The 23,560-nt window shown below is 59.1% G+C and carries 28 protein-coding genes, 1 other RNA gene and 1 pseudogene; 26 read left to right on the top strand and 4 right to left on the bottom strand.

The genetic code is table 11. The annotated features are described in order from the left end of the window. The first annotated feature begins 54 nt into the window (after nt 1-54). From ompA to ACQ4W6_RS15375, 6 genes are all read left to right on the top strand, one after another. The gene (gene ompA, locus ACQ4W6_RS15400; protein ID WP_436568049.1) at nt 55-765 is read left to right on the top strand and encodes an outer membrane protein OmpA; all 711 of its coding nucleotides are present in this window, start codon (nt 55-57) and stop codon (nt 763-765) included. Between the two features lie 133 nt (nt 766-898). Further along, nucleotides 899-1,594 (top strand): bifunctional 2-polyprenyl-6-hydroxyphenol methylase/3-demethylubiquinol 3-O-methyltransferase UbiG, encoded by a 696-nt coding sequence (gene ubiG / locus ACQ4W6_RS15395; RefSeq protein WP_436568048.1) that lies wholly within the window; start codon nt 899-901, stop codon nt 1,592-1,594. Between the two features lie 65 nt (nt 1,595-1,659). Then, nucleotides 1,660-2,364 carry an HAD family hydrolase gene (locus ACQ4W6_RS15390; RefSeq protein WP_436568047.1) on the top strand — a complete coding sequence of 235 codons (705 nt, stop codon included), beginning with the start codon at nt 1,660-1,662 and terminating at the stop codon, nt 2,362-2,364. Nucleotides 2,365-2,660: 296 nt separating this feature from the next. Next, nucleotides 2,661-3,021: a transfer-messenger RNA gene (gene ssrA, locus ACQ4W6_RS15385) on the top strand. Between the two features lie 561 nt (nt 3,022-3,582). Beyond that, nucleotides 3,583-4,113: a hypothetical protein gene (locus tag ACQ4W6_RS15380; protein WP_436568046.1), complete on the top strand. Its 531-nt coding sequence runs from the start codon at nt 3,583-3,585 to the stop codon at nt 4,111-4,113. A 174-nt stretch (nt 4,114-4,287) separates the two neighbouring features. Further along, nucleotides 4,288-4,863, top strand: coding sequence for a hypothetical protein (locus tag ACQ4W6_RS15375; protein WP_436568045.1), 576 nt, complete (start codon nt 4,288-4,290; stop codon nt 4,861-4,863). 582 nt (nt 4,864-5,445) lie between these two features. Here the strand turns inward: ACQ4W6_RS15375 and ACQ4W6_RS15370 are convergent. Genes ACQ4W6_RS15370 through ACQ4W6_RS15360 form a run of 3 tightly spaced genes read right to left on the bottom strand, consistent with a single transcriptional unit; the run spans nt 5,446 to nt 8,506 of the window. Then, nucleotides 5,446-5,661 carry a hypothetical protein gene (locus tag ACQ4W6_RS15370; RefSeq protein WP_436568044.1) on the bottom strand — a complete coding sequence of 72 codons (216 nt, stop codon included), beginning with the start codon at nt 5,659-5,661 and terminating at the stop codon, nt 5,446-5,448. Next, nucleotides 5,658-6,722: a phage portal protein gene (locus ACQ4W6_RS15365; RefSeq protein WP_436568043.1), complete on the bottom strand. Its 1,065-nt coding sequence runs from the start codon at nt 6,720-6,722 to the stop codon at nt 5,658-5,660. Before ACQ4W6_RS15365 ends, ACQ4W6_RS15370 begins: the two co-directional genes overlap by 4 nt. After that, nucleotides 6,719-8,506 carry a terminase ATPase subunit family protein gene (locus ACQ4W6_RS15360; protein ID WP_436568042.1) on the bottom strand — a complete coding sequence of 596 codons (1,788 nt, stop codon included), beginning with the start codon at nt 8,504-8,506 and terminating at the stop codon, nt 6,719-6,721. Before ACQ4W6_RS15360 ends, ACQ4W6_RS15365 begins: the two co-directional genes overlap by 4 nt. Nucleotides 8,507-8,642: 136 nt before the next feature. On the opposite strand from ACQ4W6_RS15360, the gene ACQ4W6_RS15355 reads away from it, so the two are divergent. The 10 genes from ACQ4W6_RS15355 to ACQ4W6_RS15310 all read left to right on the top strand — a co-directional run bounded on the left by ACQ4W6_RS15355 (nt 8,643) and on the right by ACQ4W6_RS15310 (nt 14,493). Further along, nucleotides 8,643-9,434 carry a GPO family capsid scaffolding protein gene (locus ACQ4W6_RS15355; RefSeq protein WP_436568041.1) on the top strand — a complete coding sequence of 264 codons (792 nt, stop codon included), beginning with the start codon at nt 8,643-8,645 and terminating at the stop codon, nt 9,432-9,434. Between the two features lie 51 nt (nt 9,435-9,485). Beyond that, nucleotides 9,486-10,505, top strand: coding sequence for a phage major capsid protein, P2 family (locus tag ACQ4W6_RS15350; protein WP_436568040.1), 1,020 nt, complete (start codon nt 9,486-9,488; stop codon nt 10,503-10,505). Continuing rightward, the gene (gene gpM / locus ACQ4W6_RS15345) at nt 10,505-11,221 is read left to right on the top strand and encodes a phage terminase small subunit (protein WP_436568039.1); all 717 of its coding nucleotides are present in this window, start codon (nt 10,505-10,507) and stop codon (nt 11,219-11,221) included. The genes ACQ4W6_RS15350 and gpM overlap by 1 nt, the downstream gene beginning before the upstream one ends. 105 nt (nt 11,222-11,326) lie before the next feature. Next, nucleotides 11,327-11,830 (top strand): head completion/stabilization protein, encoded by a 504-nt coding sequence (locus tag ACQ4W6_RS15340; protein ID WP_436568038.1) that lies wholly within the window; start codon nt 11,327-11,329, stop codon nt 11,828-11,830. Next, nucleotides 11,830-12,039: a tail protein X gene (locus tag ACQ4W6_RS15335; RefSeq protein ID WP_436568037.1), complete on the top strand. Its 210-nt coding sequence runs from the start codon at nt 11,830-11,832 to the stop codon at nt 12,037-12,039. The genes ACQ4W6_RS15340 and ACQ4W6_RS15335 overlap by 1 nt, the downstream gene beginning before the upstream one ends. Nucleotides 12,040-12,104: 65 nt before the next feature. Further along, the gene (locus tag ACQ4W6_RS15330) at nt 12,105-12,476 is read left to right on the top strand and encodes a hypothetical protein (protein WP_436568036.1); all 372 of its coding nucleotides are present in this window, start codon (nt 12,105-12,107) and stop codon (nt 12,474-12,476) included. Further along, nucleotides 12,476-13,036: a glycoside hydrolase family 108 protein gene (locus tag ACQ4W6_RS15325; RefSeq protein ID WP_436568035.1), complete on the top strand. Its 561-nt coding sequence runs from the start codon at nt 12,476-12,478 to the stop codon at nt 13,034-13,036. The genes ACQ4W6_RS15330 and ACQ4W6_RS15325 overlap by 1 nt, the downstream gene beginning before the upstream one ends. Then, a complete protein-coding gene (locus tag ACQ4W6_RS15320) occupies nt 13,033-13,545 on the top strand; it encodes a lysis system i-spanin subunit Rz (protein ID WP_436568034.1) in 513 nt (170 codons plus the stop codon). The genes ACQ4W6_RS15325 and ACQ4W6_RS15320 overlap by 4 nt, the downstream gene beginning before the upstream one ends. Then, a complete protein-coding gene (locus ACQ4W6_RS15315) occupies nt 13,529-14,017 on the top strand; it encodes a phage tail protein (RefSeq protein ID WP_436568033.1) in 489 nt (162 codons plus the stop codon). Before ACQ4W6_RS15320 ends, ACQ4W6_RS15315 begins: the two co-directional genes overlap by 17 nt. Then, the gene (locus tag ACQ4W6_RS15310) at nt 14,014-14,493 is read left to right on the top strand and encodes a phage virion morphogenesis protein (RefSeq protein ID WP_436568032.1); all 480 of its coding nucleotides are present in this window, start codon (nt 14,014-14,016) and stop codon (nt 14,491-14,493) included. Before ACQ4W6_RS15315 ends, ACQ4W6_RS15310 begins: the two co-directional genes overlap by 4 nt. A gap of 234 nt (nt 14,494-14,727) precedes the next feature. On the opposite strand, the pseudogene ACQ4W6_RS15305 reads toward ACQ4W6_RS15310, so the two are convergent. Beyond that, nucleotides 14,728-16,155 (bottom strand): annotated as a pseudogene (locus tag ACQ4W6_RS15305) (IS1182 family transposase); the annotation flags it as partial. A 115-nt stretch (nt 16,156-16,270) separates the two neighbouring features. Between ACQ4W6_RS15305 and ACQ4W6_RS15300 the strand changes: the two are divergent. From ACQ4W6_RS15300 to ACQ4W6_RS15255, 10 genes are all read left to right on the top strand, one after another. Next, nucleotides 16,271-16,519: a hypothetical protein gene (locus ACQ4W6_RS15300; RefSeq protein ID WP_436568031.1), complete on the top strand. Its 249-nt coding sequence runs from the start codon at nt 16,271-16,273 to the stop codon at nt 16,517-16,519. A 264-nt stretch (nt 16,520-16,783) separates the two neighbouring features. Continuing rightward, nucleotides 16,784-17,116 carry a hypothetical protein gene (locus tag ACQ4W6_RS15295; protein WP_436568030.1) on the top strand — a complete coding sequence of 111 codons (333 nt, stop codon included), beginning with the start codon at nt 16,784-16,786 and terminating at the stop codon, nt 17,114-17,116. A gap of 260 nt (nt 17,117-17,376) precedes the next feature. Further along, nucleotides 17,377-18,036: a phage baseplate assembly protein V gene (locus ACQ4W6_RS15290; protein WP_436568029.1), complete on the top strand. Its 660-nt coding sequence runs from the start codon at nt 17,377-17,379 to the stop codon at nt 18,034-18,036. Between the two features lie 8 nt (nt 18,037-18,044). After that, nucleotides 18,045-18,380, top strand: coding sequence for a GPW/gp25 family protein (locus ACQ4W6_RS15285; protein ID WP_436568028.1), 336 nt, complete (start codon nt 18,045-18,047; stop codon nt 18,378-18,380). Then, the gene (locus ACQ4W6_RS15280; protein ID WP_436568027.1) at nt 18,377-19,255 is read left to right on the top strand and encodes a baseplate assembly protein; all 879 of its coding nucleotides are present in this window, start codon (nt 18,377-18,379) and stop codon (nt 19,253-19,255) included. Before ACQ4W6_RS15285 ends, ACQ4W6_RS15280 begins: the two co-directional genes overlap by 4 nt. Then, nucleotides 19,252-20,718: a phage tail protein I gene (locus ACQ4W6_RS15275; RefSeq protein ID WP_436568026.1), complete on the top strand. Its 1,467-nt coding sequence runs from the start codon at nt 19,252-19,254 to the stop codon at nt 20,716-20,718. The genes ACQ4W6_RS15280 and ACQ4W6_RS15275 overlap by 4 nt, the downstream gene beginning before the upstream one ends. Next, complete coding sequence (locus ACQ4W6_RS15270; RefSeq protein ID WP_436568025.1) at nt 20,711-21,091, top strand: hypothetical protein; 381 nt, start codon at nt 20,711-20,713, stop codon at nt 21,089-21,091. Before ACQ4W6_RS15275 ends, ACQ4W6_RS15270 begins: the two co-directional genes overlap by 8 nt. Before the next feature lie 11 nt (nt 21,092-21,102). After that, nucleotides 21,103-22,020, top strand: coding sequence for a hypothetical protein (locus ACQ4W6_RS15265; protein ID WP_436568024.1), 918 nt, complete (start codon nt 21,103-21,105; stop codon nt 22,018-22,020). Nucleotides 22,021-22,044: 24 nt separating this feature from the next. Further along, on the top strand, nt 22,045-22,377 hold the full coding sequence (locus ACQ4W6_RS15260) for a hypothetical protein (RefSeq protein WP_436568023.1): 333 nt from the start codon (nt 22,045-22,047) through the stop codon (nt 22,375-22,377). A gap of 25 nt (nt 22,378-22,402) precedes the next feature. Continuing rightward, entirely contained in the window at nt 22,403-23,521 is a 1,119-nt protein-coding gene (locus ACQ4W6_RS15255) for a hypothetical protein (protein ID WP_436568022.1), read from the top strand. The last annotated feature ends 39 nt before the right edge of the window (nt 23,522-23,560 follow it).

Here is a 23,560-nt window from a genome sequence, read left to right as displayed (position 1 = left end):
GCACCAGTAGCGCAGTGTTATTCTGCGGATATCACCCCCCGAAAGGAAAAAAGAATGAATAAATTTGTAACGTTGTTTTTCGCTGCATCCGCAGTGATTGCTGGCTCGGCTTCGGCCCAAACCCCAACCTCCCCACCGTTCGCGCCAGTGACCACTGACATCAAAGCACCAAGCCCAAAAAGCGCTTACGTGCAAGATGCTCGCGGCATCATCGTGCGTGACCCGTTCGGCCTGTGCTGGCGTACCGGTTACTGGACACCTGCTGACGCGGTGCCAGGTTGCGACGTGCCACTGTGCGTAGAGCCAGAAACTCTGCAAGATGGCAAATGCGTGGCTCCACCTGCGCCACCAGTCGTCGCACCAGCACCAGCTGTTGTCGTGCCAGTACCAGTCGTTGTTGCTCCTACCTCGGAAAAAGTCAGCTTCGCTGCTGATGCATTCTTCGATTTCGACAAAGCCACGCTGAAGCCAGAAGGCAAAGCCAAGCTGGACGAGCTGACCGCACAACTGGGCGGCATCAACCTGGAAGTCATCATCGCTGTGGGTCACACCGACTCCGTCGGCACCGATGCTTACAACCAAAAACTGTCGGTACGTCGTGCTGATGCTGTCAAAGCCTACCTGGTCACCAAAGGCGTTGAAAGCAACCGCGTGTACACCGAAGGCAAAGGCGAGAAGCAACCAGTCGCTAGCAACGCTACCGCTGAAGGCCGTGCTAAAAACCGTCGCGTGGAAATCGAAGTTGTCGGTACCCGCAACAAGTAATAGCTGAGCCGCTACCTGCGCGCTTGCCGCAAGTTATCGCGCAAGTCAAGGTCAGCATGAAAAACCCCGCCTCGGCGGGGTTTTTTTTCGTCCGTGGCTGCCCAATTGTAAAATTGCCGCTATTATTCGACCTATGAACGCCGACCCTCTCGAAATCCAAAAATTCAGTGAGCTGGCCCACCGCTGGTGGGACCCCACTTCCGAGTTTCGTCCTCTGCACGAAATTAACCCCCTGCGCCTGGAATGGATCAACGCGAAAGTGCCGCTGGCCGGCAAGCGCGTGATCGACATCGGCTGCGGCGGCGGCATCCTGGCCGAATCGATGGCCGGCAAGGGCGCCGACGTGACGGGTATCGACCTGTCCGACAAAGCCCTGAAAGTGGCCGACCTGCACAGCCTGGAATCGGGCGCCAAGATGCGCTACAAGCTGATCGCTGCCGAAGCCATGGCCGACGAAGAGGCGGGCCAGTACGACGTCGTGACGTGCATGGAAATGCTCGAGCACGTGCCGGACCCCGCCGCCATCGTCAAAGCTTGCGCCACGCTGGTGAAACCGGGCGGCCACGTCTTCCTGTCGACCCTGAACCGCAACCCGAAAGCCTACCTGTTCGCCATCCTGGGCGCCGAGTACCTGCTGCGCCTGCTGCCGAAAGGCACGCACGACTACGACAAATTCATCACCCCCGCCGAGCTGTCGCAATATGCCCGCAGCGCCGGCCTGGATGTGAATAGCATGCGCGGCATGAGCTACAACCCATTGACCAAGATTTACTCACTTAATAGCGATACCAGCGTCAATTATCTGGTGGCCTGCACCCGGCCCCTGTAACCATCGCGCATAATCAAGGCGGCTGCGGCCGCCATTTTTCATTCCCACTTGACATACTTGCCGCCATGACCACAGACCATCTGCCAGCCCCGCGCGCCATCCTGTTCGACCTTGACGGCACCCTTGCCGACACCGCGCCCGACTTGGCGGCCGCCATCAACCTGCTGCGTTCGCGCGCCGGCCTGGAGCCAACGCCGTACGACATCCTGCGCCCCACCGCCTCGGCCGGCGCACGCGGCATGATCGGTGCGTCCTACGGCGTAGCCCCTGGAGAAAGTGGCTATGAAGCGCTGAAAGATGGCTTCCTCAACAACTATGCAGCGGCGCTGGCCGTGGAAAGCCGTTTATTTGACGGTATCCCTACCATGCTCGACGGCTTGAGCGCCCTGGGCCTGGCTTGGGGCATCGTCACCAACAAGGCCGCCCGCTTCACCGACCCGCTGGTGGGCCAGATCGGCCTGGGCGCCGCCGGCTGCGTGATCTCGGGCGACACCATGGGCCACCCGAAACCGCACCCCGCCCCCCTGCTGGAGGCCGCCCGCCGCCTGGCTCTGGCACCAGAAGAATGCTGGTATGTAGGCGATGACTTGCGCGACATCCAGGCCGGCCGCGCCGCCGGCATGCGCACGGTGGCCTGCGCCTGGGGCTACTGCGGCCCCGTCGAGCCCCAGCACTGGAACGCCGACCATTTGCTCGACACGCCGCAAGCCTTGCTCGAACTGGTACGCGAGCTGGTAAAGGCGGCGCAGGAGCGGCAGCTGGCTGCTTGAATCGGTATCGGTCTCACCTGGCACGCATACACGCGAATGCAGCATGCAAGAATGTGAAGATTGTGCCACGGGATTAAATGATAGTGCTAAGTATGTAGAACTGTCTGTGGAGTGCTTGCGGACGCGGGGATTGTGAGGGACTTCGACGGGCACAGCCCGGCGCCGCACAACCGGCTTGCGCTCGCAAGCGCAAGCCTCTCCGAATCGCCTGACTCAAGCGACTCGAAGAGCCGCCATTCCTTACCGCGAATGCATCATGCAAGACTATGAAGATTGCGCTACAATGAAGGTTCTGTGGGGACGACCAGGTTTCGACGTGGGTTGCAAAGCAGTGCAGGGCATACCGAGGGCGGGCTACCTCGTAAATACAACCTGAAAAAACTTAACTGCAAACGATAACTCGTACGCACTGGCAGCTTAATCGCTGTTAGCTCTAGAACACCTCGTCCCTGGGGTGGGCCGTTAAAAGCTCTAGAGTCATTTACAGGGACTCGTCTGATGCTGGGTTACTTAGCATTCGACTAAATAATAGGTAACTCGCTTGTTCATAACGTGCACATCCGTGCTGAACCGGTTAAATCAAATGATAGTGCTAAGTATGTAGAACTGTCTGTGGAGTGCTTGCGGACGCGGGTTCGATTCCCGCCGTCTCCACCACTGAATTGTTTAGAATCAAGTAGTTAGCAAGAAGAAGGCTGTCATTATTTGGGTTGTTTTTGGGCTGTTTTAGCCTAGGAATGACAACAAAATGACAGCTTTTTTTTCGCCTATTCACCGGTCATTGGCGCTGGATCGATGATGCCAATGCATCATCGATTTGAAATGACTAGCAGACTCTAGTTTTCAAGTCTTAAAAATATCTCTTTTATTCCAATAGCTTAGACCTAAAACACTTCCGCACGGAGCGTTTTTTCACTGCCGTGTAACGCCCAGCTTTCGCGGGTCTATCCAAATACTGCGGAAATGATTTTTGAGAGTAATGCTTACACATACATTTCACCTATATACTCTAGAGAGTTAGTGGTTCGAACAGCATTTATTAACGGCATTCTTGATATATTTAACTCCGTTCACAGGTGTAAGTTTGGCGTCCCTTAGTGATTTTCACTCTCTAACGTTGCGAAAACTCACGAATAAAATAGTACGGGCGCGGCATCCAGAATTGGCAATAATTACAATTAAAATTCATACCAAAATAGTCTCCCCGAGAAAGTTGCCATGAAACATTTAATCGACGCTACCAGGTTCGCACTGAAGGATGAAAACTGGTATGCAGCACTCGCGCTTGCATTGACTCTTCCTGATATATGCGGACGTATCGCTTATCCCCAACTAAAAAAAATGTCCGAAAAGCGTACTACGCTTTGGTTCGACAAGTATTTAGCGCCGTACTATAAAATAGGCGTATCGGCAAACATCCAGTTAATGCGTGGCGGAGACTTCTACGCCTTACGCTGTGCGTATTTACATCAGGGAGAATTTGATCTTGTCGGTCATAATGCCGCGAAGATCGTCAAAAAATTTATTTTTCACAGCCCAAAGGCCGGTGGCTCACATAAAAACATGAAAACCGATGGCATAGATGGAAATGGACTTCCTATCAATCCAGTGGTTCAATTAGATATTAGTAATTTTTCTGAGGAAGTCTGTGTCGCGGTCGAACAATGGATACTCGATACAGCGCTTGACGTGCGCATAAATACGGAGGTTGAAGCGCTTTCCAAAGTACATGACAGGTTCGTATTTTAAAACCGATGAACCGTTATATTTTAAGCCAATAAGGGATCAGTATTTTCACCCTAAAATAGATCACAAGAACACTCGGCACATAAAAATCTAAGTTAGCAAGATTGAATCGCTTCCTTGGCTTAGTTTTCTATATGCTGCGCATACCTATGATCACGTACACTTTTGGAGTTAACTTTGCGAAAATTTCTTTACCTGACACAACATGCATTTCAGGATGCTTGGATTAATGGCGGTGAAATCCCCATCATGCCAGCTAGCACATATCTGAGCGATGTTCGGAACGGCACATCAACTCCTGATGAAAATTTGATTCACAAATCCAAACATGACCTGACCAAATTCCCCTTACTTGACCTTAGTGCACCCAACGCATTTCTACTCAACGCCACCATCATCGGCTGCAGCTTTGATGGCATCAGAGTGCCAGATATTGTGAAGGCGAATTATTACACCGAAGACGGTGCGATACTTTCTTTCTGCCACGAAAAAAACGCTGAAATCATGAACCGCTTGGGCAAAGTATGCTGCGTTCGAATCCTAGACGTCGAGCGATTAAAGTCAGTAATTGACCTGCAGCTTGGAATAAAAGGAAAAATGGGATCATGTAAGTACACGAAAGACCATCAACGCAGCCATTTTCTAAAGTCAAACATGGATGCTTGGCAGCAAGAATATCGTCTCTTCTGGAAAAATGTGGGCAAGACATTTATTACACTTCCTCCTGGAATTGGTGAGGCAGTCCAATTTTAGCTACCTCCCAGCACATCTCTACTTTAGCTTAGTCGATCATTTTTAAAACCTATTGTTCGCTCGGCAGGCCTGCTTGTCACGCCTCCAACAGAAGTGTCATGCAGCCGCACGTCGTGCTATCGCGCTGTACCGGGTCAATCTTCAAAGCCAGTGATCACAGCAGTTTGCTCTACCTTAAACACACATTGATGCCGCACACCTCTTTGTACAGGTCAATCTTGCTTAGGCACTCATGAGTCAGCGAGGACTTTAATTGCATAGCTTGTCTCGTTGTAAATCACCGATCAATATGCATCAAAATGCGTCAAATCGAGTGCCCCCACATCGCCCCGCCGCGCCAGTCCTCATGCGCCTTCGGCCATGGCGCAAATTTGAGTCAAAAGACCCCTATATAGCGGGCAGGTGTGGAGGGGGGACAACTGCGCGCGCCGGGCCGAAATGGGCCTTTTTATTGCCTCCGAGGCAACAACATTCGCTGGGACGTGAAAAAGCCGCCTCGTGGGCGGCTTGTGCGGTGGCTGGGGCGCTCCGGTGCGGCTGGCCTGTCGCGGCCCCGCAATGCCAGCTATCGCGGCGTGGCGGTCATCCTGTGCGGCCGGCGCGTGCCTCGGCCGCCTGCTCCTTGTCGTAGTCGTCGCGGCAGTCCACACCACAGAACAGCAGCTCGGGCGCCACCGGCTCTTCACAGTAATGGCAGCGGAAGTCTGCCAGCAGCGCGGATTGACGGCGCACGGCGGCCAGGCCGCGCGCCACCTCGGCAAAGATGATCTTGTCGGTGTTGTCGATGTGGTCGCTCATGCTGCACCCTCCCCGCCTGTGGCCAGGTCATACGGGGCGAAGCGCACCACTTCCACGCCGGCCCACTCGTTGATGGCCATGAACTGCGCCTGCAGTGGCACCAGCTCGTTGCGGGCGAAGACGCGCGCGGCCGGTTCGACGGCGCCGAAGCCGCCGGCATTGTTCGGCAAGATGCCCATCAGCTGGGGCGGCACGCGGTGCGCGGCCAGCTGGTCGTCGCGCGTCACACTCTTGATGTTGAAAAACTCGTCCTTGGCGGCCACGTCCGACACGGGCAGGATCTGGATGCCGTCCTTCTTGCCGTTCGGCGCGTACATGAACAGGTTACGGAAGTTACCCGGCCCCTTGCTGTCGCGCATCGCCTGGCGCAGGTTGTCCACGTCCTGCGTGTTCGCTGCGGCGTCGGTCATGTAGAAGACGAAGCCGGCGTGCGAGCCGTTCTTGTAATACTTGCGGCGAAACAGGGTGGCCGCCTCGTTGAGCCAGGCCGATTGCAAGGCGCTCAGGTATTGCGGCACGCCGTACAGTTCCTGGTTCACGTCCGGTTCCATCAAGTGGAACACGCGGCCCTTGTCGAACTGGTGCACCGTTTGATATGCATTGACAAAAAAATACGTATCCAGATCGACGCCGCGCCGCATGTACTTGGCCAGGGCGTGTTCAAACTTCAGCGCCTTGCCGCTGCGGCTGGGCCGGTCTTCCAGGTAGGCATTGCCGAACGTCAGGAAGTCGAGCGCCATGCGCTTGAAGGCGTCGCGCGACAGGTACTTGCTTGGAATCAGCGTAGAGGCCAGCACGTTGGCCTTGAAGTGAATGGCGCTGCTGTGGTGCACACCCGCGTTGAAGGACTTGGCCAAGCCGGCCAGATTGACGGGCGGTTCATACCAGTGGCCGTTCTTCCAGCATTCGAAGCAGTCGAGAATGTCGGCGTGCTCCAGCACGGGCGTCGGGTCGCCGAAGGAAAACGCCTCGATGCCGGCGGCGGCCGGCGCCGTGATCGCTGGTGATGGCGCGGGCTGGGCCTGGCGGCCGCGCGCGCGCAAGTGTCGTGCTTTGCTCAAGAATAAATCTCCATGAAAGATTGGTTGTTGTCGGTCGTGCCTTCAAATGGCTCGTGATCGAGGGCATGCATGCAGGCCCATGCCAGATCGGCGTGGCCGGTTTCATCGGTGCGCCCCGCCACGTAAGTGACGTTGCGCCCGCTGGGGGTGAGGGTCTTGCGGATGGCCATGAACGATTGCGCGATGTCAGTCCAGCCGGCGTCAAACTCCAGCCTGGCCTTGCTGATGATGTTTTTCGCCTTCAAGACCATGCGGGTTTTGACTTCGGGCGAGTAGTTAATGGCCGTCGCGGCCGGGAAGAACTGGCGCACGATGGGGAAGACGCCAATGCCCATGCCCGTGGTATCGATGCCGATGTACTCGACGTTGTAACGCTGGGTCATCTGGCGGATGGCTTCGGCGTGATCCTTGAAATCCTGCCCACGCCACTGGTGGCGCTCCAGGATGCGGAACTTGCCGCCGGCCGTCATGGGCGGCGCCAGCACTACGCAGCCGGCGCTGTCGCCGTTCAAGGCAGGGTCATAACCGATCCACACTGGCCGGTTGCCGAACGGGCGCAGCGACATCAACGGCTTGTAGTCGTCCCAGTCCACCCAGGAATCGACCATGCAGCGCTGCAGCTCGGCCAGCGGGAACACCGAGGCCGAGTCGTCGATAAAGTTACACATCAGCAGATTGTCGAACTGGTCCGGGCTGTATTCGAAGTTACGCAGCTCGTCAATGTCGAACAGGTTGCAGCCGCCGCGCTCGGCGTCCAGGATGGTGACGATCTGGCGCCAGATCTTGTCCTCGCCCGTAAAACCCGACGACAGCCGGCCATGGCTCACGTCGATGTTGACCTGGTCGGCCTTGGCGCGGCGCTTGTTGAACAGCTCACCCGTCCAGAACGGATAGGCCTGGTGCGTGGTCGAGGAAGGCGTGGAAAAATAGGTCTTGCGCCATTTCTTGTGGATGGCCATACCCGAGGCCACCTTGTTCAGTTCCTGGAAGTTCTGTGTCCAGAAGAATTCATCGAAGTAGAAATTGCCGTGGTAGCCCTGCGCCGTGCGGGCGTTCGTGCCCAGGAAATACAGGTGGGCTCCATTCGGCAGCACGATGGGGTCGCCCGTCAGCTCGATGCCGGCCGCCTCGCGCGCGAACTGCACGATGTATTGCTTGAAGACGTGGGCCTGGCTCTTGGAAGCGGACAGGAAAATCTGGTTGCGCCCGGTCTTCATGGCGTCGGCCAGCGCCTCGCGGGCGAAATACCAAGTGGCGCCGATCTGGCGCGACTTGAGGATGGCGCGCGTGCGCTGATCGCCATTGCGATACCAGACCTTTTGATAGTCGAAGAGCGAATCCTGGAAGGCGTCGAGCAGCTGGATGCGCTGTTCTTCGCTGAAGTCGTTACGCATCGGCTTCTTCTTCGGGCCAGCATTGCGGTTCGCCAGCCTGGGGTTGAGATCGACCTCATTGCCGCCCGGTTGCTCATAGCGGCGCACGCGCGCCATCTGCACGATGGTGCGCGCCAGCAGGTCGATTTCCTTGTAGTCGCTGCCGCTCTTGACCTCTTTTTCGATCAATTTGACCAAGCGCAGCTCGGCGGACGCTTCGACGTGCTCGATGGCCTGCGCCTTGTCCCACTCGTCGCGCAGCTTCCAGCTGTTGATGGTGCTGCGCTTGATCCCCAGGTGGCGCGCAATGGACGAAATGCGCCAGCCCTTCCAGTACAGGGCGCGCGCGGCCCGGCGCGGCTCGGATTCGGGCACGGCCAGTTCAGCGATTTTTTGTTCGGTTTCTAACATGCCGCCAGCGTAGGCCGCGCGCGCGCGGAGCGGGGAAAGGCAAAAGTCGCTATGCCCGATAGCAACCCGCATCGCATTGAATCGCAGCGCCAAGACGTTGACCATGGCGTTATCCGAGCAACCGAGAACGCCCACCATGTCCAAACCATCGAAATTCTTCCAAGTCGCCACCGAAGGCGCCACCACGGACGGCCGCAACATCGACCGCGCCACCATCGAGCAGATCGCGGCCAGCTACAACCCGAAAACCTACGGTGCGCGCATCTGGCTGGAGCACATTCGCGGCATCCTGCCCGACAGCCAGTTCAAAGCCTACGGTGACGTGATCGCGGTGAAGGCCGAAGAAGTCGACACCGACAACGGCAAGAAACTGGCTCTGTTCGCGCAGATCGAACCGACGCCCGAACTGATCGCCATTAACAAGGCTAGTCAAAAAATTTACACAAGCCTGGAGATTCAACCCGACTTTGCCGACTCGTCGCAGCCCTACCTGGTCGGCCTGGGCGTCACCGACAGCCCCGCCAGCCTGGGCACCGAAGCGCTGAAATTCTCCGCCGGCCGCAAGCAGCAAGCCGCCAATATGTTCACTTCCGCCGTCGAAGTGACGCTGGAATTTGAAGAGCCGCAGGGCGGCATGCTGGCCGACGCCGTGAAAAATCTGCTGGCGCGCTTCTCCACCACCACCGGCAGCAACGCGGCGCAGTTTGCCGATATCACCGAGGCGGTGCAGGAGCTGGCCGGCCATGTCGTCACCGTCGGCGACAACTACGCCGCCGCAGTCAAGCGCATCGACACGGCCGAAAAAGCGCTGAAGGCGACGCAGGACGAGCTGGCCGCGTTCAAGAAACAGATGGATGAAGCGCCGGGCAACGGCGCGCGCCGCCCGCCCGCCACCGGCAACGACGGCGCCGTGCAAACCGATTTTTAAGCGCCGCGTCGCGTCACCACTACCCACCACACCAACAACGGAGCACCACCCATGAAGAAGCAAACGCGCCAGGTCTTTAGCCAGTACGAAACTCGCCTGGGCCAGTTGAACGACACGGACAACGTGGCCAAGACCTTCAGCGTCACGCCCAGCGTGCAGCAAAAGCTGGAAACGAAAATGCAGGAATCGAGCGAGTTCCTGTCGAAAGTGAACATCATCGGCGTGACCGAACAGGAAGGCGAAAAGCTGGGTCTGGGCGTATCCGGCCCGATTGCCAGCCGTACCAATACCAACACCAAAGACCGCGAGACGCGCGACCTGTCCACGCTGGACGGCACCAAGTACCGCTGCGAACAGACCAACTTCGATACGCACCTGAAATACGCCAAGCTGGATGCCTGGGCCAAGTTCCCCGACTTCCAGTCGCGCGTGGCAAATGCCATCCTGACGCGCCAGGCGCTCGACCGCATCGTCATCGGCTTTAACGGCGTCAAGGCCATGGCCGACACCGATCTGGATACCAACCCGCTGCTGCAGGACGTAAACAAGGGCTGGCTGCAGCACCTGCGCGAACTGGCGCCCGAGCGTGTGCTGGGCCTGGTCGGCGCCGGCCTGCCGGGCACCGTCATCATCGGCGACGTGGTCGATGCCGACTATGCCAACCTGGACGCGGCCGTGACGGACGCCGTCAACTTGCTCGATCCCTGGTATCAGGAAGACACCGGCCTGGTTGCCATCGTCGGCCGCAAGCTGTTGAACGATAAGTATTTCCCGTTGGTCAACACCAAGCAGACGCCGACCGAAACACTGGCAGCCGATATCATCATCAGCCAGAAACGCATCGGTGGCCTGCCGGCCGCGCGCGTGCCCTTCTTCCCTGATAACGCCATTCTCATCACGCGCTTCGACAATCTGTCGATCTACTTCCAGGAAGGCGCGCGCCGCCGCCGCGTGGAAGACGTGCCGAAACGCGATCGTGTCGAAAACTACGAGTCTTCCAATGACGCCTACGTGATCGAAGATCTGGGCCTGGCCGCGCTGGTGGAAAACATCGAGCTGAAAGACAAGTAATGGCCAACCAGTCCCCCGCCCTGCGCCACCGCGCGCGCATGCTGGCCGAGCGCACGGCCGGCGCCGCCGCGCCGCTGGGCGTTACCACCGGCACCGCCTATGAGCTGATGCTGTACAAGCTGGCCGACGACCGCCGGCGCTTGAAGTCCATCCAGTCGGTGGAACGCAAGATCGAGGTCAAGACCACCTTGCTGCCCGACTATGCGCAATGGATCGACGGCGTGCTGGCCGGCGGCAAGGGTGCGCAGGATGACGTGTTCGCCACACTACTGGTGTGGCACATCGACACGGGCGAGTACGAACGTGCCCTGGTCATGGCCGAATACGCGCTGGCGCACAAGTTCACCCTGCCCGATACCTACAGCCGCGACATCGCCACCCTGATGCTGGACGAATTTTCCGAAGGCTACCTGCACGGCAAGCTGGCTGCAGATCCGCAGCACGCGGCGCAGGTGCTGGGCCAGGTGGAACAGTTGACTGCCGCCAGCGACGCGCCCGACCAGGCGCGCGCCAAGCTGCACAAGGCCATCGGCCTGGCCATGATCGCCGTGCTGGACCAGGCGGACGACACGGACATTGCCCCGGCGCTGGTGGCGCAAGCGGAAACGGCCATGGGCCAGTTGAAACGTGCCCGCGCCCTTTCGGAGTCGTGCGGCGTCAAGAAAGATATGGAACGGCTGGAGCGGCGCATCAAGCGCGCGGCCACTTCCGAGTAAGAGCATCCCCCGCAGCACGGCGGCACGGGGGGATTCTGGCCGCGCATAGTCAACGATGCCGACCTGATGAACCCCGTCCACCGCCCACTTTTGAAAGCGCCCCGTATGTCCTTCATGGCCCTGCCTCCGTCATCCCCGCCGGCCACCACGCCGGCGCCGCCAGCACCGGCCATCGGCATCATCGAGAACGACGGCTGGTTTCCCGATATCTTTCTCACCGATATGCGCGATGCCATGCGGCTCGATGGCACCGTCACCGACGCCCGCCTGGTGCAAGCCGTGGTCGACGCCATCTTGCACGTCAACCGCGAGTTGGCGTCATGGCAAACCGCCCACGCGCAAGCACTCATCGCCACGCTGGCGGACGTGCCGGCCACGCGCATCAACCGTGAAAGCCGCCTGCTGGCGCAGTACCGGCGCGCCGTCTACAGCACGGCGAAAGCGGATCTGATCGAGCGCTACCGCGATTACGACACCACGGCCACCTCGCTGAGTGACAAAAAAAGCATGGAGTGGCTGGATGACGCACCTGGCGCGCAGCGCCGCAATGCGCAATGGGCCATCGCAGATATGGTCGGCCGCTCGCACCTGATCGTGGAATTGATCTGATGCAGGTACGCACGCAGCAGCATGACACCGTTGATGCACTGATCTGGCGCTACCTGGGCGCCGGCGCGGGATACGTCGAGCAGACGCTGGAGCTGAACCCCGGACTGGCGCAGCACGGCGCGGTGCTGCCTTCGGGCCTAGTCGTCACCCTGCCCGAACCGGCGCCCAGCACGGGCCAGGCCACCGACATCGTGCAGCTATGGGATTAACGCTGGAATCAACCATTTTTACCCTCATGAAAAATCTATCTAACCTCACCCCGGAGAATCAAGCAATGTCCGCAGAATCGTTTGGTGGTTTCGCCACCCTGGTCAAACTGTACGGCTTCAAGGCAGCGCTGGGTATGGTCGGCGCCGCCATGCTCTATATCGTGCTGCCACCGTTAAACAGCGACGGTACCTTCAACAAGGGCGAATTCGTCGCACGCCTGGGCTGCGCGGGCGTGTTCTCGTGCCTACTGGGCGGCACCGTGTACCAGCTGCTGTGCGCCCAGCTGCCCAGCATCGGCGCCATGGTCAACGCTTCCGCCATCGACCTGATCGTGGGCGCGCCCGGATGGTGGGTTTCGCGCGCCGTGGCCCTGTGGTTCCAGCGCCGCAGCGACAAGGACATCGCCGAGCTGGTAAAAGACGCGAAGGAGCATTGATGGCCACCATGGAGAATCCACTGATCGCGCGCACCATCGACGCCATCTTGCGCGCCGAAGGAGGCTATGTGAATGACCCACAAGACAAGGGCGGCGAAACCAATGTCGGCATCACCGTGGCCGTGGCGCGCGCTAACGGCTACACGGGGCCGATGCGCGACCTGCCCGTGGCCGTAGCGCGCGCCATCTACACAGCGCGCTACATCACGGAACCGAAGTTCGACCAGGTGCTGGCCGTGCATGCCGGCATCGGCGCCGAGCTGATCGATACGGGCGTGAACATGGGGCCGCACCGTGCGGCCGAGTTCCTGCAGCGCTGGCTGAACGGTTTCAACGACACTGGCGCTCGCTATCCGGCCCTGTTTGTCGATGGACGCCTGGGCGATATCTCGCTGGGTGCGCTGACCGCCTTCCTGAAATGGCGCGGCCAGGATGGCGCCACCGTGCTGCTACGCGCCCTGAACGGCGTGCAGGCCGAGCGCTATCTATCCATCACCGAAGCCAACACGACCCAGCGCCGTTTCCTGTTCGGCTGGATCAAGGAACGGGTGGCCATGTGACGACGCCCGCCTGGCGTCCGCAGGTCGCCTGCCTGCTGTGCGGCGCAATCGCGGGCTGGATGGCGCAGGGCTGGTGCAAGGACGCCGCCATCGCCGTGCTGCAGCGGGAGGCCGCCACCGGCGCGGCGACCGCAGCCACCAAGCTGGCCCAAGCCACCGCCCGCGTGCTGACGCTGGAGCGCGCCGCAGGTGCCGCCCTGGTGCAGCGCGCCGACAAACTCCAACAGGATCAAGACCATGCGAAAACTGAACGTGACCGTTTCAATGCTGATGTGCGCAGCGGTGCTGTGCGCCTGTCAATCCCCGTTGCCAGCGGCCAGTGCGCCGCAACTGCAGATACCTCCGCTGCCGCAGGCCATTGGCATGAAACGCGCGCCGAACTTGACCCAGCGACTGCGGCAGCTCTTGACGCCATTGCCGGCGACGGCGACAACGCCACCAGGCAGTTGAACGCCTGTATCGACGCCTACAACACCGTGCGAGACACCTACCATGTACAAACCGAATAGCCTGCGCCAGCACCTGGCCGCCGCCATCCCCGAGCTGCAGCGCGATCCCGACCGCCTGCTGGTCTTCGCCGACGAGGGCAACGTGGTAGCCAACGCCACCGCCTCCCTCTCCTTCGAATACCGCTTCAAGCTCAATCTGATCGTCACCGATTACGCTGGCGACGCCGACGCCATCATGGTGGCCCTGATCGCCTGGCTGAAAGTCCATCAGCTCGACCTGATGGCGAACGAGGAAACGCGCAAGCACGGCATCGCCTTTGAGGTCGATTTCAACAACCATGAGACGGTCGATATCTCGATCAAGCTGGATCTGACCGAGCGCGTGGCCGTCAAGGCCGGCGAGGCGGGCCGCCTGGACATCAAACACCTGGCCGAGATACAGCACATGCCAGCCTATGCGGACGAATTCTGGAAGCTGTATGACGGCGACACCCTGCTAGCCGAATGGCGCACGCCCGAGGCCACGCCGTGAGCGGCGACCTGCGCACGCTGGAAGCCTGGGCCGGCGCGCTGTTGGCAAAGCTGCAGCCAGCACAGCGCCGCGCCATCAATCACAAGGTGGCCATCGACCTGCGCCGCAGTCAGGCGCAGCGCATCAAGGCTCAGCAGGGGCCAGATGGCACCGCCTACCCCGCGCGCAAGCGGCGCAAGGAATTCAAGGGAAAGAATGGGCGCATCAAGCGGCAGAAGGCGGCGATGTTCGCCAAAATTCGCACTGCCAAACACCTGAAAGTAAAGGCGACCGGCGATCAGATCGAGGTCGGATTCTTTGGCTGGGTGGCGCGCGTGGCGCACGTGCACCAGTTTGGCCAGCAAGACCGCGTTACCAAAAAAGGGCCCGTCTACAAGTACCCGGAGCGGGCGCTGCTGGGCTTGAGCGAACCGGATCGGACGTTAATACACGAATCATTGCTGCGTCACATGGAAAAAACTACGATGCGTCAATGAAAACTTCAACCGATATTAATTGTCAAATTAGTTATATTTAAATGAAGCCGACCGCAACCGGCCCAGGCTGTGTAAAAACGCAATCCTGTTTCCACAATGGGGGACTCGGGCCGCCAAGCCATGCTTGAAGGGCTAAAACGCGTTGCACTGCGCCATATCGTTTTATGGGACTCCCCTTCGAAATGCCACGGCAATCGCCGCAAGCGCCGCTTTTAAGCCTCGCAAATGGATAAAAGCCTTGATGGCCTTCATCATATCCGCAATGCCGAGGATAGCGATCAGTCGCTTGAGGTTATAGGCGAGGACATGAAGGCTCATCTCGGTCTTCACGCGCTCCAAACCCTTGCTCAGGAAATGCGTCGCCCCCATCCAGGCTTTGATGGTGCCGTATGGATGTTCAACCGTGCAACGTCGAATACGCATGGCATCCGGCGTTTGCTCGAGACGCGCCTGCATGTTCTCAAGCACGTCCTGATGTTCCCAGCGGGTCACGCGCCGCTGCGGACTCGGCGTGCACTTTTCTTTAAGCGGGCACGCCTTACAATTCGAGCTCCAATATCGATGATTCGTCATCCCTTTTTCGACGGTCACAAAGCGCCAAATGAGTGATTGACCTGCCGGGCACCGATATTCATTCTTCTGCGGATCGTAGACAAAGTCGGCCTTGTCGAATCGCCCGTCAGCTTTGGCGTTTGAGGTTTTCGTCGGCGGCACCAAGGTGGAGATGCCGGCATCATGGCACGCCAGTATTTCCTTGCCATTGAAGTAGCCTCGGTCGGCAAGCGCCGTCAGCTCTGTTGTGCCAATTGCGATGCGTGCTTTCTTGGCCATTGCGGATAATTGATCACGGTCGCTGCCGCTGTTAGTCACCTCGTGCTCGACGATCAAGTGGTGCTTAGCATCGACGGCGGTTTGCACGTTGTAGCCGACGATGCCGCTGCCGCGTGTCATCATGGATCGGGCATCGGGATCTGTCAGCGAAATCTGTGTTTCGCCAGTCTCTACAAGCTTCGCTTCAATTTCCTTGAGCGAGGCCATCTGCAATTTCAATGCCGCTATTTTCTCTTCCAGCCGCACGCGTTTCGGTTTTGCGGCGCCGGGCTCCTGTCTGTCGGCACTGTCGAGCTCGGCCAGGTAACGACCGATGCTTGCTTCAATCTCTTCCATCCGTCGCTTCAGCTTCGCGTCGGTGAAATTGCGATCGCTGCTGTTCACCGCCTTGAATTTGCTGCCGTCGATAGCGACGACTGCATCCGAAAATAGGTCGAGCTGCTGGCACAGAACGACGAACTGACGGCATACATTGCGGATCGATTTGCCGTTGTCTTTTCGGAAGTTGGCGATCGTCTTGAAGTCCGGTTTTAGACGCCCCGTCAACCACATCAATTCGACGTTCCGCTGAGCTTCGCGCTCCAGGCGCCGGCTCGACTGAATTCGATTGAGGTAGCCGTAGATGTACAGCTTGAGCAGGACGCTCGGATGGTAGGAAGGCCGGCCCGTTGCCGCAGGCTGCACTCGCTCAAATCCCAGGCTGGCAAGGTCAAGCTGATCGACAAATACATCGACCACCCGAACCTGGTTGTCTTCGTCGACATAGTCGTCCAGTAGTTCGGGGAGCATCGTGGACTGGCCGCGGTCTGCACCTTCGATAAAGCGCTTCATTTCGCACCCCAAGTGATGAGATACTGGCTTAACGTTTACCGCTCAGGTTTCGTTTACAGCGATTGACGTTTTTACACAGCCTGGGCCAGAAGCAGTCGTTCACAGTAGCGTGACAATGAGCGAGTTTTCCTACGTGACAATTCGGTATGATCTGGAACCGTTATCGCCTGCCTATAGCGGTTTGCGAAGGGAAATTATGATGTTCGTCAATACCGTGCTTTTTGTCGTTGGGGTTGTTGTTGCCCTGACGATTAGTCTCTATGCCACATGGCTGCTCTCTAATCGTCTTCGGAACAAAGATCCGAAGCTGAAAGCATTTGGCGAATGGCTGAAAAATGTATTCGATGGCATTTGGGGGCTGTAGGTTCGATTTGGTGTGGAAGCAACCAAGGATCGCATCTGAGAAAGCTATAACGACACTTCAGCGGATTATCCACGGATTACCTATGACAAGAGGTTACATGCAAAGAATGAAACTTGAATAGTTGCCTTCTACAAAATACACCAGCTACACTGGCACACTGAAGTAGCATGAGCCTGCACGCCGACCGACCGCAGGCTTAAGCACGCCTGATGCAGGTCCGGCAATTTATACATCAAGTAAAACGCAATTTCACAGAAAGTTAAAATGAGCGAAATTCATCAGTACACCTATGACGAAGTCTCCAGCCGCCTCGAAGAACTTATTAAGAAAAGGCAGTCCTTTGTGCTTCGTGGGCTAACCGATCGGATGTCCGATACGATCACCAAAGTTGAATCAACCATCGAAAATCAGCAATTGACGTGTCGCGTTTACACGCGAAATCGTGCGGCAGTCGTGGCCGCTACAGCGTGGGTACCGGTTGTAAGCTGGGCAAATGCAGCTGCCCTGGCTGTCCACAACCTGGCAACTATGGATCCGGATTATGAAATTGGAAAAGACTACGTCGATAAACGGCTGCACGTAACTTACAAGCGCTAGGATAGTTGATCGTTTTCGAACAACCTGCACTCCGGTGCCAGCCTGGCAATATGACAGTCAAACAAATAGTCGCAGCAAGTGATAACGAAGTAATTGCTAGCGTTTGGCTTGCAACGTCCGCTTTGGCGAATGCGGACACTCCCACATTTCCATTGTTTCGAAAAAATAAATTAGCGTATCCAGCATTGCCATAGTCGCTAAGCCACATATCAACCCGCCCCCGCGTGCATCCGCACGCGGACTTCGGCAACATGCATTGCATGAACGCCGACCTGTCCGACCTCCTCCGCTTGCTGCAAAACCTGATCCGCCTGGGCACCATTGCCGAGGTCAAAGGGGCCAAAGCGCGCGTCCAACTCGGGCCGACACTTACTACTGAATGGCTGAACTGGGCAACGCCACGCGCCGGCAGCGCGCGCACCTGGTCGGCGCCCACCGTGGGCGAACAGGTGATGGTCCTGTCTCCAGGCGGCGACCTGACGCGCGGCATCATCCTGCCTGCACTGTACTCCAAAGCATTTGACGCGCCTGAGTCGAGCGACACGATCCACACCACGCATTACCCCGACGGCGCCGTGGTGCAGTACGACCACGCGGCCCACGCCTTGACGGCCACCCTGCCCGGCGGCACGGCCACCATTACGGCCGACAAGGTCACGTCCGACGCGCCCAGCACCATCTGCACGGGCGACTTGACCGTTATGGGCAATCTGATCGTCAAGCAAGCCGCGACCGTGGAAGGCGCCACCGCCTTGAATGGCGGCGTGAACGCCAAGGCCGGCGGCGCTGGCGGCGTGGCCATGGCCGTGCAAGGTAGCGTCAAAGCCAGTGACGACGTGCTGGCAGGCGCCATCAGCCTGATCAAGCACGCGCATGGCGGCGTCAAAGCCGGCGGCGACAAGTCGGGCGGGGCTCTGTGATGCCGGGCATGCACGCTACCACTGGCCGCGCCCTTTCTGGGCTGGCGCATATCCGCCAATCCATCAGCGACATCCTGACGACGCCCATCGGCTCGCGCCTGATGCGCCGCCGCTATGGCTCCGAAGTGCCCGAATTGATCGACCAGCCTTTGAACAGTGCAACCGTCTTGCGCATCTACGCCGCCACCGCCTACGCCATCCGCCTGTGGGAACCGCGCATCACCCTGACCAGCATGCAGTTTGAAACGGGCGAGGCCGGCGCGGCATCGCTGATCCTGGATGGCATGGCCGATGGCCAAGCTGTCCAGCTCGCGGTCGGCATCGGCCCGGAAGGTACGCCATGAGCACGGCAATCGACCTGTCTATGTTGCCGGCGCCAACCATCATTGAGGCGCTCGACTATGAAACGCTGCTGGCCGCCCGTCGCGCCGATCTCGTCGAGCGCTATCCGGCCGCCGCCGACATCATTACCTTGGAGTCCGAGCCGCTGAACAAGCTGCTGGAGGAATCCGCTTATCGAGAACTAATCCTGCGACAACGCATCAATGACGCCGCGCGCGGTGTGATGCTGGCGTTTGCGACCGGCGCCGACCTCGACCACCTTGCCGCCTTGTTCGACATCGCGCGCCTCGACGGCGAGCTGGATGATGCCTTGCGTCCACGCACGCAGCAATCGCTGTATCGCCTGTCAGTCGCTGGACCGAAAGAGGCGTATGCAAGCCATGCTCGCGCAGCAGCCCCATATATCAAGGATGTTGCTGTCACCAGCCCGACACCGGGAACTGTCCTGCTCACGCTGTTGAGCAGGAACGGTAATGGCACGGCCGATGCCAGCCAGATTGCCGCCGTGAACGCGGCACTGTCAGCCGACACCGTGCGCCCAATCTGCGACACCGTGGCGGTGCAGAGCGCCATCGTGATCGAATACAGCGTGGTGGCCACCCTGGAAACCATGGGAGGCCCGTCAGCCCAGGCCGTGCGCGCGGCAGCGCAGGCAGCAGCCGAGGACTACACGCGCAATGCCCACAGCATCGGCAACGCCATTACCCGCAGCGGGCTGTATGCCGCCCTGCGCCAGCCTGGCGTGACGCGCGTCACGTTGGCCGCCCCGGTCCAACCTGCAGGCGACAGCGACATCCTGATTCAGCCGGCCGCACTCGGCGCGGCCTGGTGCACGGGCGTTGCCGTCACGTTGAGCGACGAGCGAGGGTCGGCATGATCAACTTGCTGCCGCCGAACGCCAGCGCTATCGAGCGCGCCATCGCCGCTACCGGCGCCGGTATCGACACGCTGCCAGTGGCCGTGCGCGAGATCTGGAACCCGGCAACGTGCCCAGCCGCATTGCTGGCGTGGCTCGCCTGGGCGCTTGCCGTCGATGAATGGGACGAGGCCTGGAGCGAAGCGGTCAAGCGCACGGTGATCGCCGACGCCATCCAGGTCCACCGCCATCGCGGCACTGTATGGTCCCTCAAGAAATCGCTTGCACCGCTCGGCATGGCTGTGGAAGTGATCGACCAGGCAAGCCAGCGCGCCAGCTATGCAGCGCTGGAATCAGCGCAGCTTGACGGTTCGTGGCAACTCGACAGCACAACAAAAATCAGGCCAATCGAACTCTATGCCAACCTGCCTCAGATCCAGCACTGGGCGCAGTTCATCGTGCGCGCGAATCTGGCTGATGCCGTGCGTGCTGAGAATTTCACCGTGCTGCGTCATCTGGTAGAAAAATGGAAGCCGGCCCGCAGCTGGCCCCTGTTCATGTTCTGGCTGATGTTCGCCCTGGAAGTGCGCGCGCAAGCGAGCGCAGCGCTGCTGCTCAACAAACAGATCGGCGCACGCTACCCATGGAGTGGCCGCACGATCAGCGACGCCGCGAGCTGGCCTTTGGGCCGGGATGGATCGCCGGTGACACTGCCGCAGGCGTTCTCTTCATTTCGCCTAGGCGAACGACGTGGCGCGATCAGCGCATGGCGCTTAACAGGTAGTCGAGTTGACAGCAACGCGTGCATGCAAAGCGCGGCCTCGATCAGCGTGTACCGCTTGCCGCAGCTGGCCGAGATTGACCGCCGACTGAATGGCGCATGGCGCCTTGGCGAACGCATCGCCGGCGCAGCCAGCCATTCCACGATTGTAGCTAGCAGCGTCATCACCTCTCCCCAAAAGGTGGCGATCACCTACCACACCGCTATCCGCATCGACTACCCCGCGACGCCGGCAAAGTTAGGGGCCCGCACACGACTGGCCGCATGGCGGCGGCTGGATGGCCTCTGGGCGGTCGGGTCCAACACCACTGCCTGTCCCTTTGGCTTCGCCCTTCGGCGCGACGAAGCGATCCAGGCCGAAGCCAACATCGCCATGGCATCCACGTCAGCGTCGTACGTCAGCCCGGAGCGGCTTGCCAGGCGTGCGCCGGTCAAGATGGCGCCGACCGTGCGGCGGCTCGATGGCAGTTGGCGCCCAGGTGCAGAGAATCGCCTTGGCCGCTTCCGCCTCGATGGCCGCCGCCTACGAGTGCAGCAATTCGTCACCTGCCCGCGCATCGGTACGTTTGCCGTCATGCAGGGTGTGTCAGGCACCGATGAGGGTGCAAGCCGCCGGTTGCACCTGAATGGGGGCTGGCGACTGGGCGGACCTGCAGCGCCGCAATTCAACATCAACATCATGAAGGAGGTTCAACATGGCTGAAGCCATTACGGTCGACGCGTACCGCAAGCGGCTGGCAAAACACATGGCAGATAACACGGCGCTGCCGCCCATTGCCTACATGGCCTTCGGCGATGGTGGTCATAACGCTGACCTCACGCCCAAGCCGCCATCGGCGGGCGCAGTCGCCCTCGCCCATGAAGTGCTGCGCAAGCCACTCGCCGCGATAACGCAGGAAGATGCGTTCAGCACCACCGGCAAGGGCGTCATCGACGCATCGGAGCTGATCGGCGCCCGCATTTCCGAGGCGGCATTGATCGATGCCAACGGCCAGCTGGTCGGCTTGAAAAACTTCGCGCCCAAGCTCAAGGAATCCGACGAGCGTTATGAAATCAGCATCAAGCTGCGATTTTAAAGGACATCAGAATGACTTTGCCACACAACACGATTACCCCCATTCCGAATAATGAGCCGGATGCAGTACCGGCCCTGTGGAACACGCGCTACAGCGAAATTGACGAAAACTTTCTCAATCTCGACGGCCGAGTCGATGCCAGGGAGATTGAAATCACCGCCGCGCGTAAAGGCAAAGGCAGTCTTGATGCGCGCCTGGACGACATGGCATCGGCGATCTCGTCGACTTCTGTTGAGATGCAAAACGCTACTGTCGCTGCCCTGAAGTTCGCAATCGACCAGGCTGCATTGGCAAACTACAGTATCAAGGCGTTCAAACAGCAACTGCAGCAGGAAGGCGAAATGACCATCCAGAACAAGGGAATTGTCTCTGGCTGCGCCGCGACCAAATCCACCACGGCAGCGCGCAACCTGACGCTGTCCACTGGCGTGTGCTTTGCCAATGGCCGCGCTTATGCAGTTGCCGATGGCGTCAATGCTGCCAGTGTGCCGAGTAATACCGGCGTCGGCAGCGCGACCGTCTATGCGTATCTGTACCAGGATGCCGGTGGCCTGTGGCGCGTTGCTGTGACGGCAATCGGGCAGCAGGTTCCGCCCAACAGTATTCGCATCTACAACATCACCGTGCCGGCCAACAGTACCGATGCGACCGATCCCAGCTTAACCAGTGTCATCTTGACGGATATCCGCCGCATTGAGAGAAATTTTCCTTCTCGCCTGAACTCTCCTGCCTTGGCGTCTGCCGTCATCAATGGATTGTCTGCCAACAATTACCGGCTTGACTTTGACGTGGTGTCCGCAACTGGCGCGCCGTGCGAGGCAGCAGCCATTATGGTTTTCAGCCGGGCAACCAACGGTTTCACCGTACAGCTGGCCAGCGCGGCCGATAACGTCACAGTGCGCTGGCGTACTAGCAAGCTCAACAATTAATACCACTCGCAAAGGGAGTCTTCCGTGCCACAAATTATTTTGAAACAACCTGGTCAGACCGTCGCTGATTTTTCATTCAGCGGTACGATCGTCACAGTCGCCGGCGTCTCGGTAGATTGCGCCAAACGCCAACTGGACGTTGCCCTCGCCGTCGAAATCCGCAGCAATACGGCCGGCCCAAGCGAGGGGGGCAATGGTGCCTACCTCGCTCAGATCAGCATTCCCGCGCGCCGCTACCTCCCCGTTGAAGCGATCAGCGCGGAGCACGAAAGCGGTATGGGTCAATCCCACTCGATGCAAGAGCCGATTCCGCTCGATCCCAACGCCGTGCAAGTCACCCTTTGGCCTACCGCTTAATTCACTTCTTGGATAGAGAAAAAACATGGCAACGATTTTTAGTAAAGATAGCTTACGCGCCAGCGTCGAGGCAGCCAGCGGCGGTCGCCAGACTGTCTTGTATACAGCACTCGGTCAGCCGACCTACATGACTGTTATCCCGCAATTTGACGGCCAATCACTCGATCCCGGCCTGCCTGCAGGACCACACGCCATGTTCATGGTCGGCGGCGTCGCAAAAAGCGAATATTTTGTTGGCACGTATCAAGGCCAAGTCGTCAACGGTGAATTGTTGAGCCTACCTGGCGTTGATACCTCGACATCGGTAAGTCACGATCAAATCGTAGCCTATGCGCGTGCTTGCGGCGTAGGCCATCACGCCATGACAAACGCAGCGTTTGCAGGTCTTGCGCTGTGGTCTCGCGCGAATAGTTTCCAGCCGCGTGGCAACACGAGCTATGGAAAATCTTCTGACTCGGCATGGGAAACCGGGCGCCGTGTCGATGGCTTTAACCCAGGCAGCACCGTAGGCGCGCCGCGCATCCTTACCGGTTCTGGCCCCGTCTCCTGGCGGCACGACAATACGCCCGCCGGGATTGCTGACCTGAATGGCAATACCTGGGAATGGACACCAGGCATGCGCTTGATGGGCGGGGAAATTCAGATCATTGCAGACAACAACGCCGCGTTGTCCGCCACTGATCTGTCTTCCGCATCGGCTGAGTGGAAGGCGATCAACGGGGCGACCGGCGCTCTGATGGTTCCAACATCTACCGGCACTATTGCCGGTGGTGATTACGTTGCAACAACTGCAAACTCCGTGCGCATGGCCGCTGCAGGCACCGCCAATTACACGCTGGTTATCAAATCCGGGCAAAGTTTCGAAGCCATGACAAATCCAGGCGTCGTACCTGTCGGCGCAGTCGCCCTGGCATTGCTCAAATCACTCGGCCTATTCCCTGTCTCCGACCTGCTAGGTGGAACGCTTGCCATGCCGGCTGAAAATAGTGACGGTATTTGGTGCGAGTTGAGCGGTGAAAGACTCCCGCTTCGTGGCGGCAGCTGGCTCGTCGGTGCGAATGCCGGCCTGTTCGCGCTGCACTTGGTCAACGACAGAGCGTACATGGGTCCGGACTTCGGGGGGCGTCCCGCCTTTGTGCTCTGACATCGGTAGCGTGAAATCTGTCCGGGTGGGCAATAGCCC

It is taken from the genome of Janthinobacterium woesei (assembly GCF_051380875.1).
GTDB lineage: Bacteria > Pseudomonadota > Gammaproteobacteria > Burkholderiales > Burkholderiaceae_D > Janthinobacterium.
Note: the sequence above shows the minus strand (reverse complement) of the source record. Positions and strands in the feature narration are given on the sequence as shown.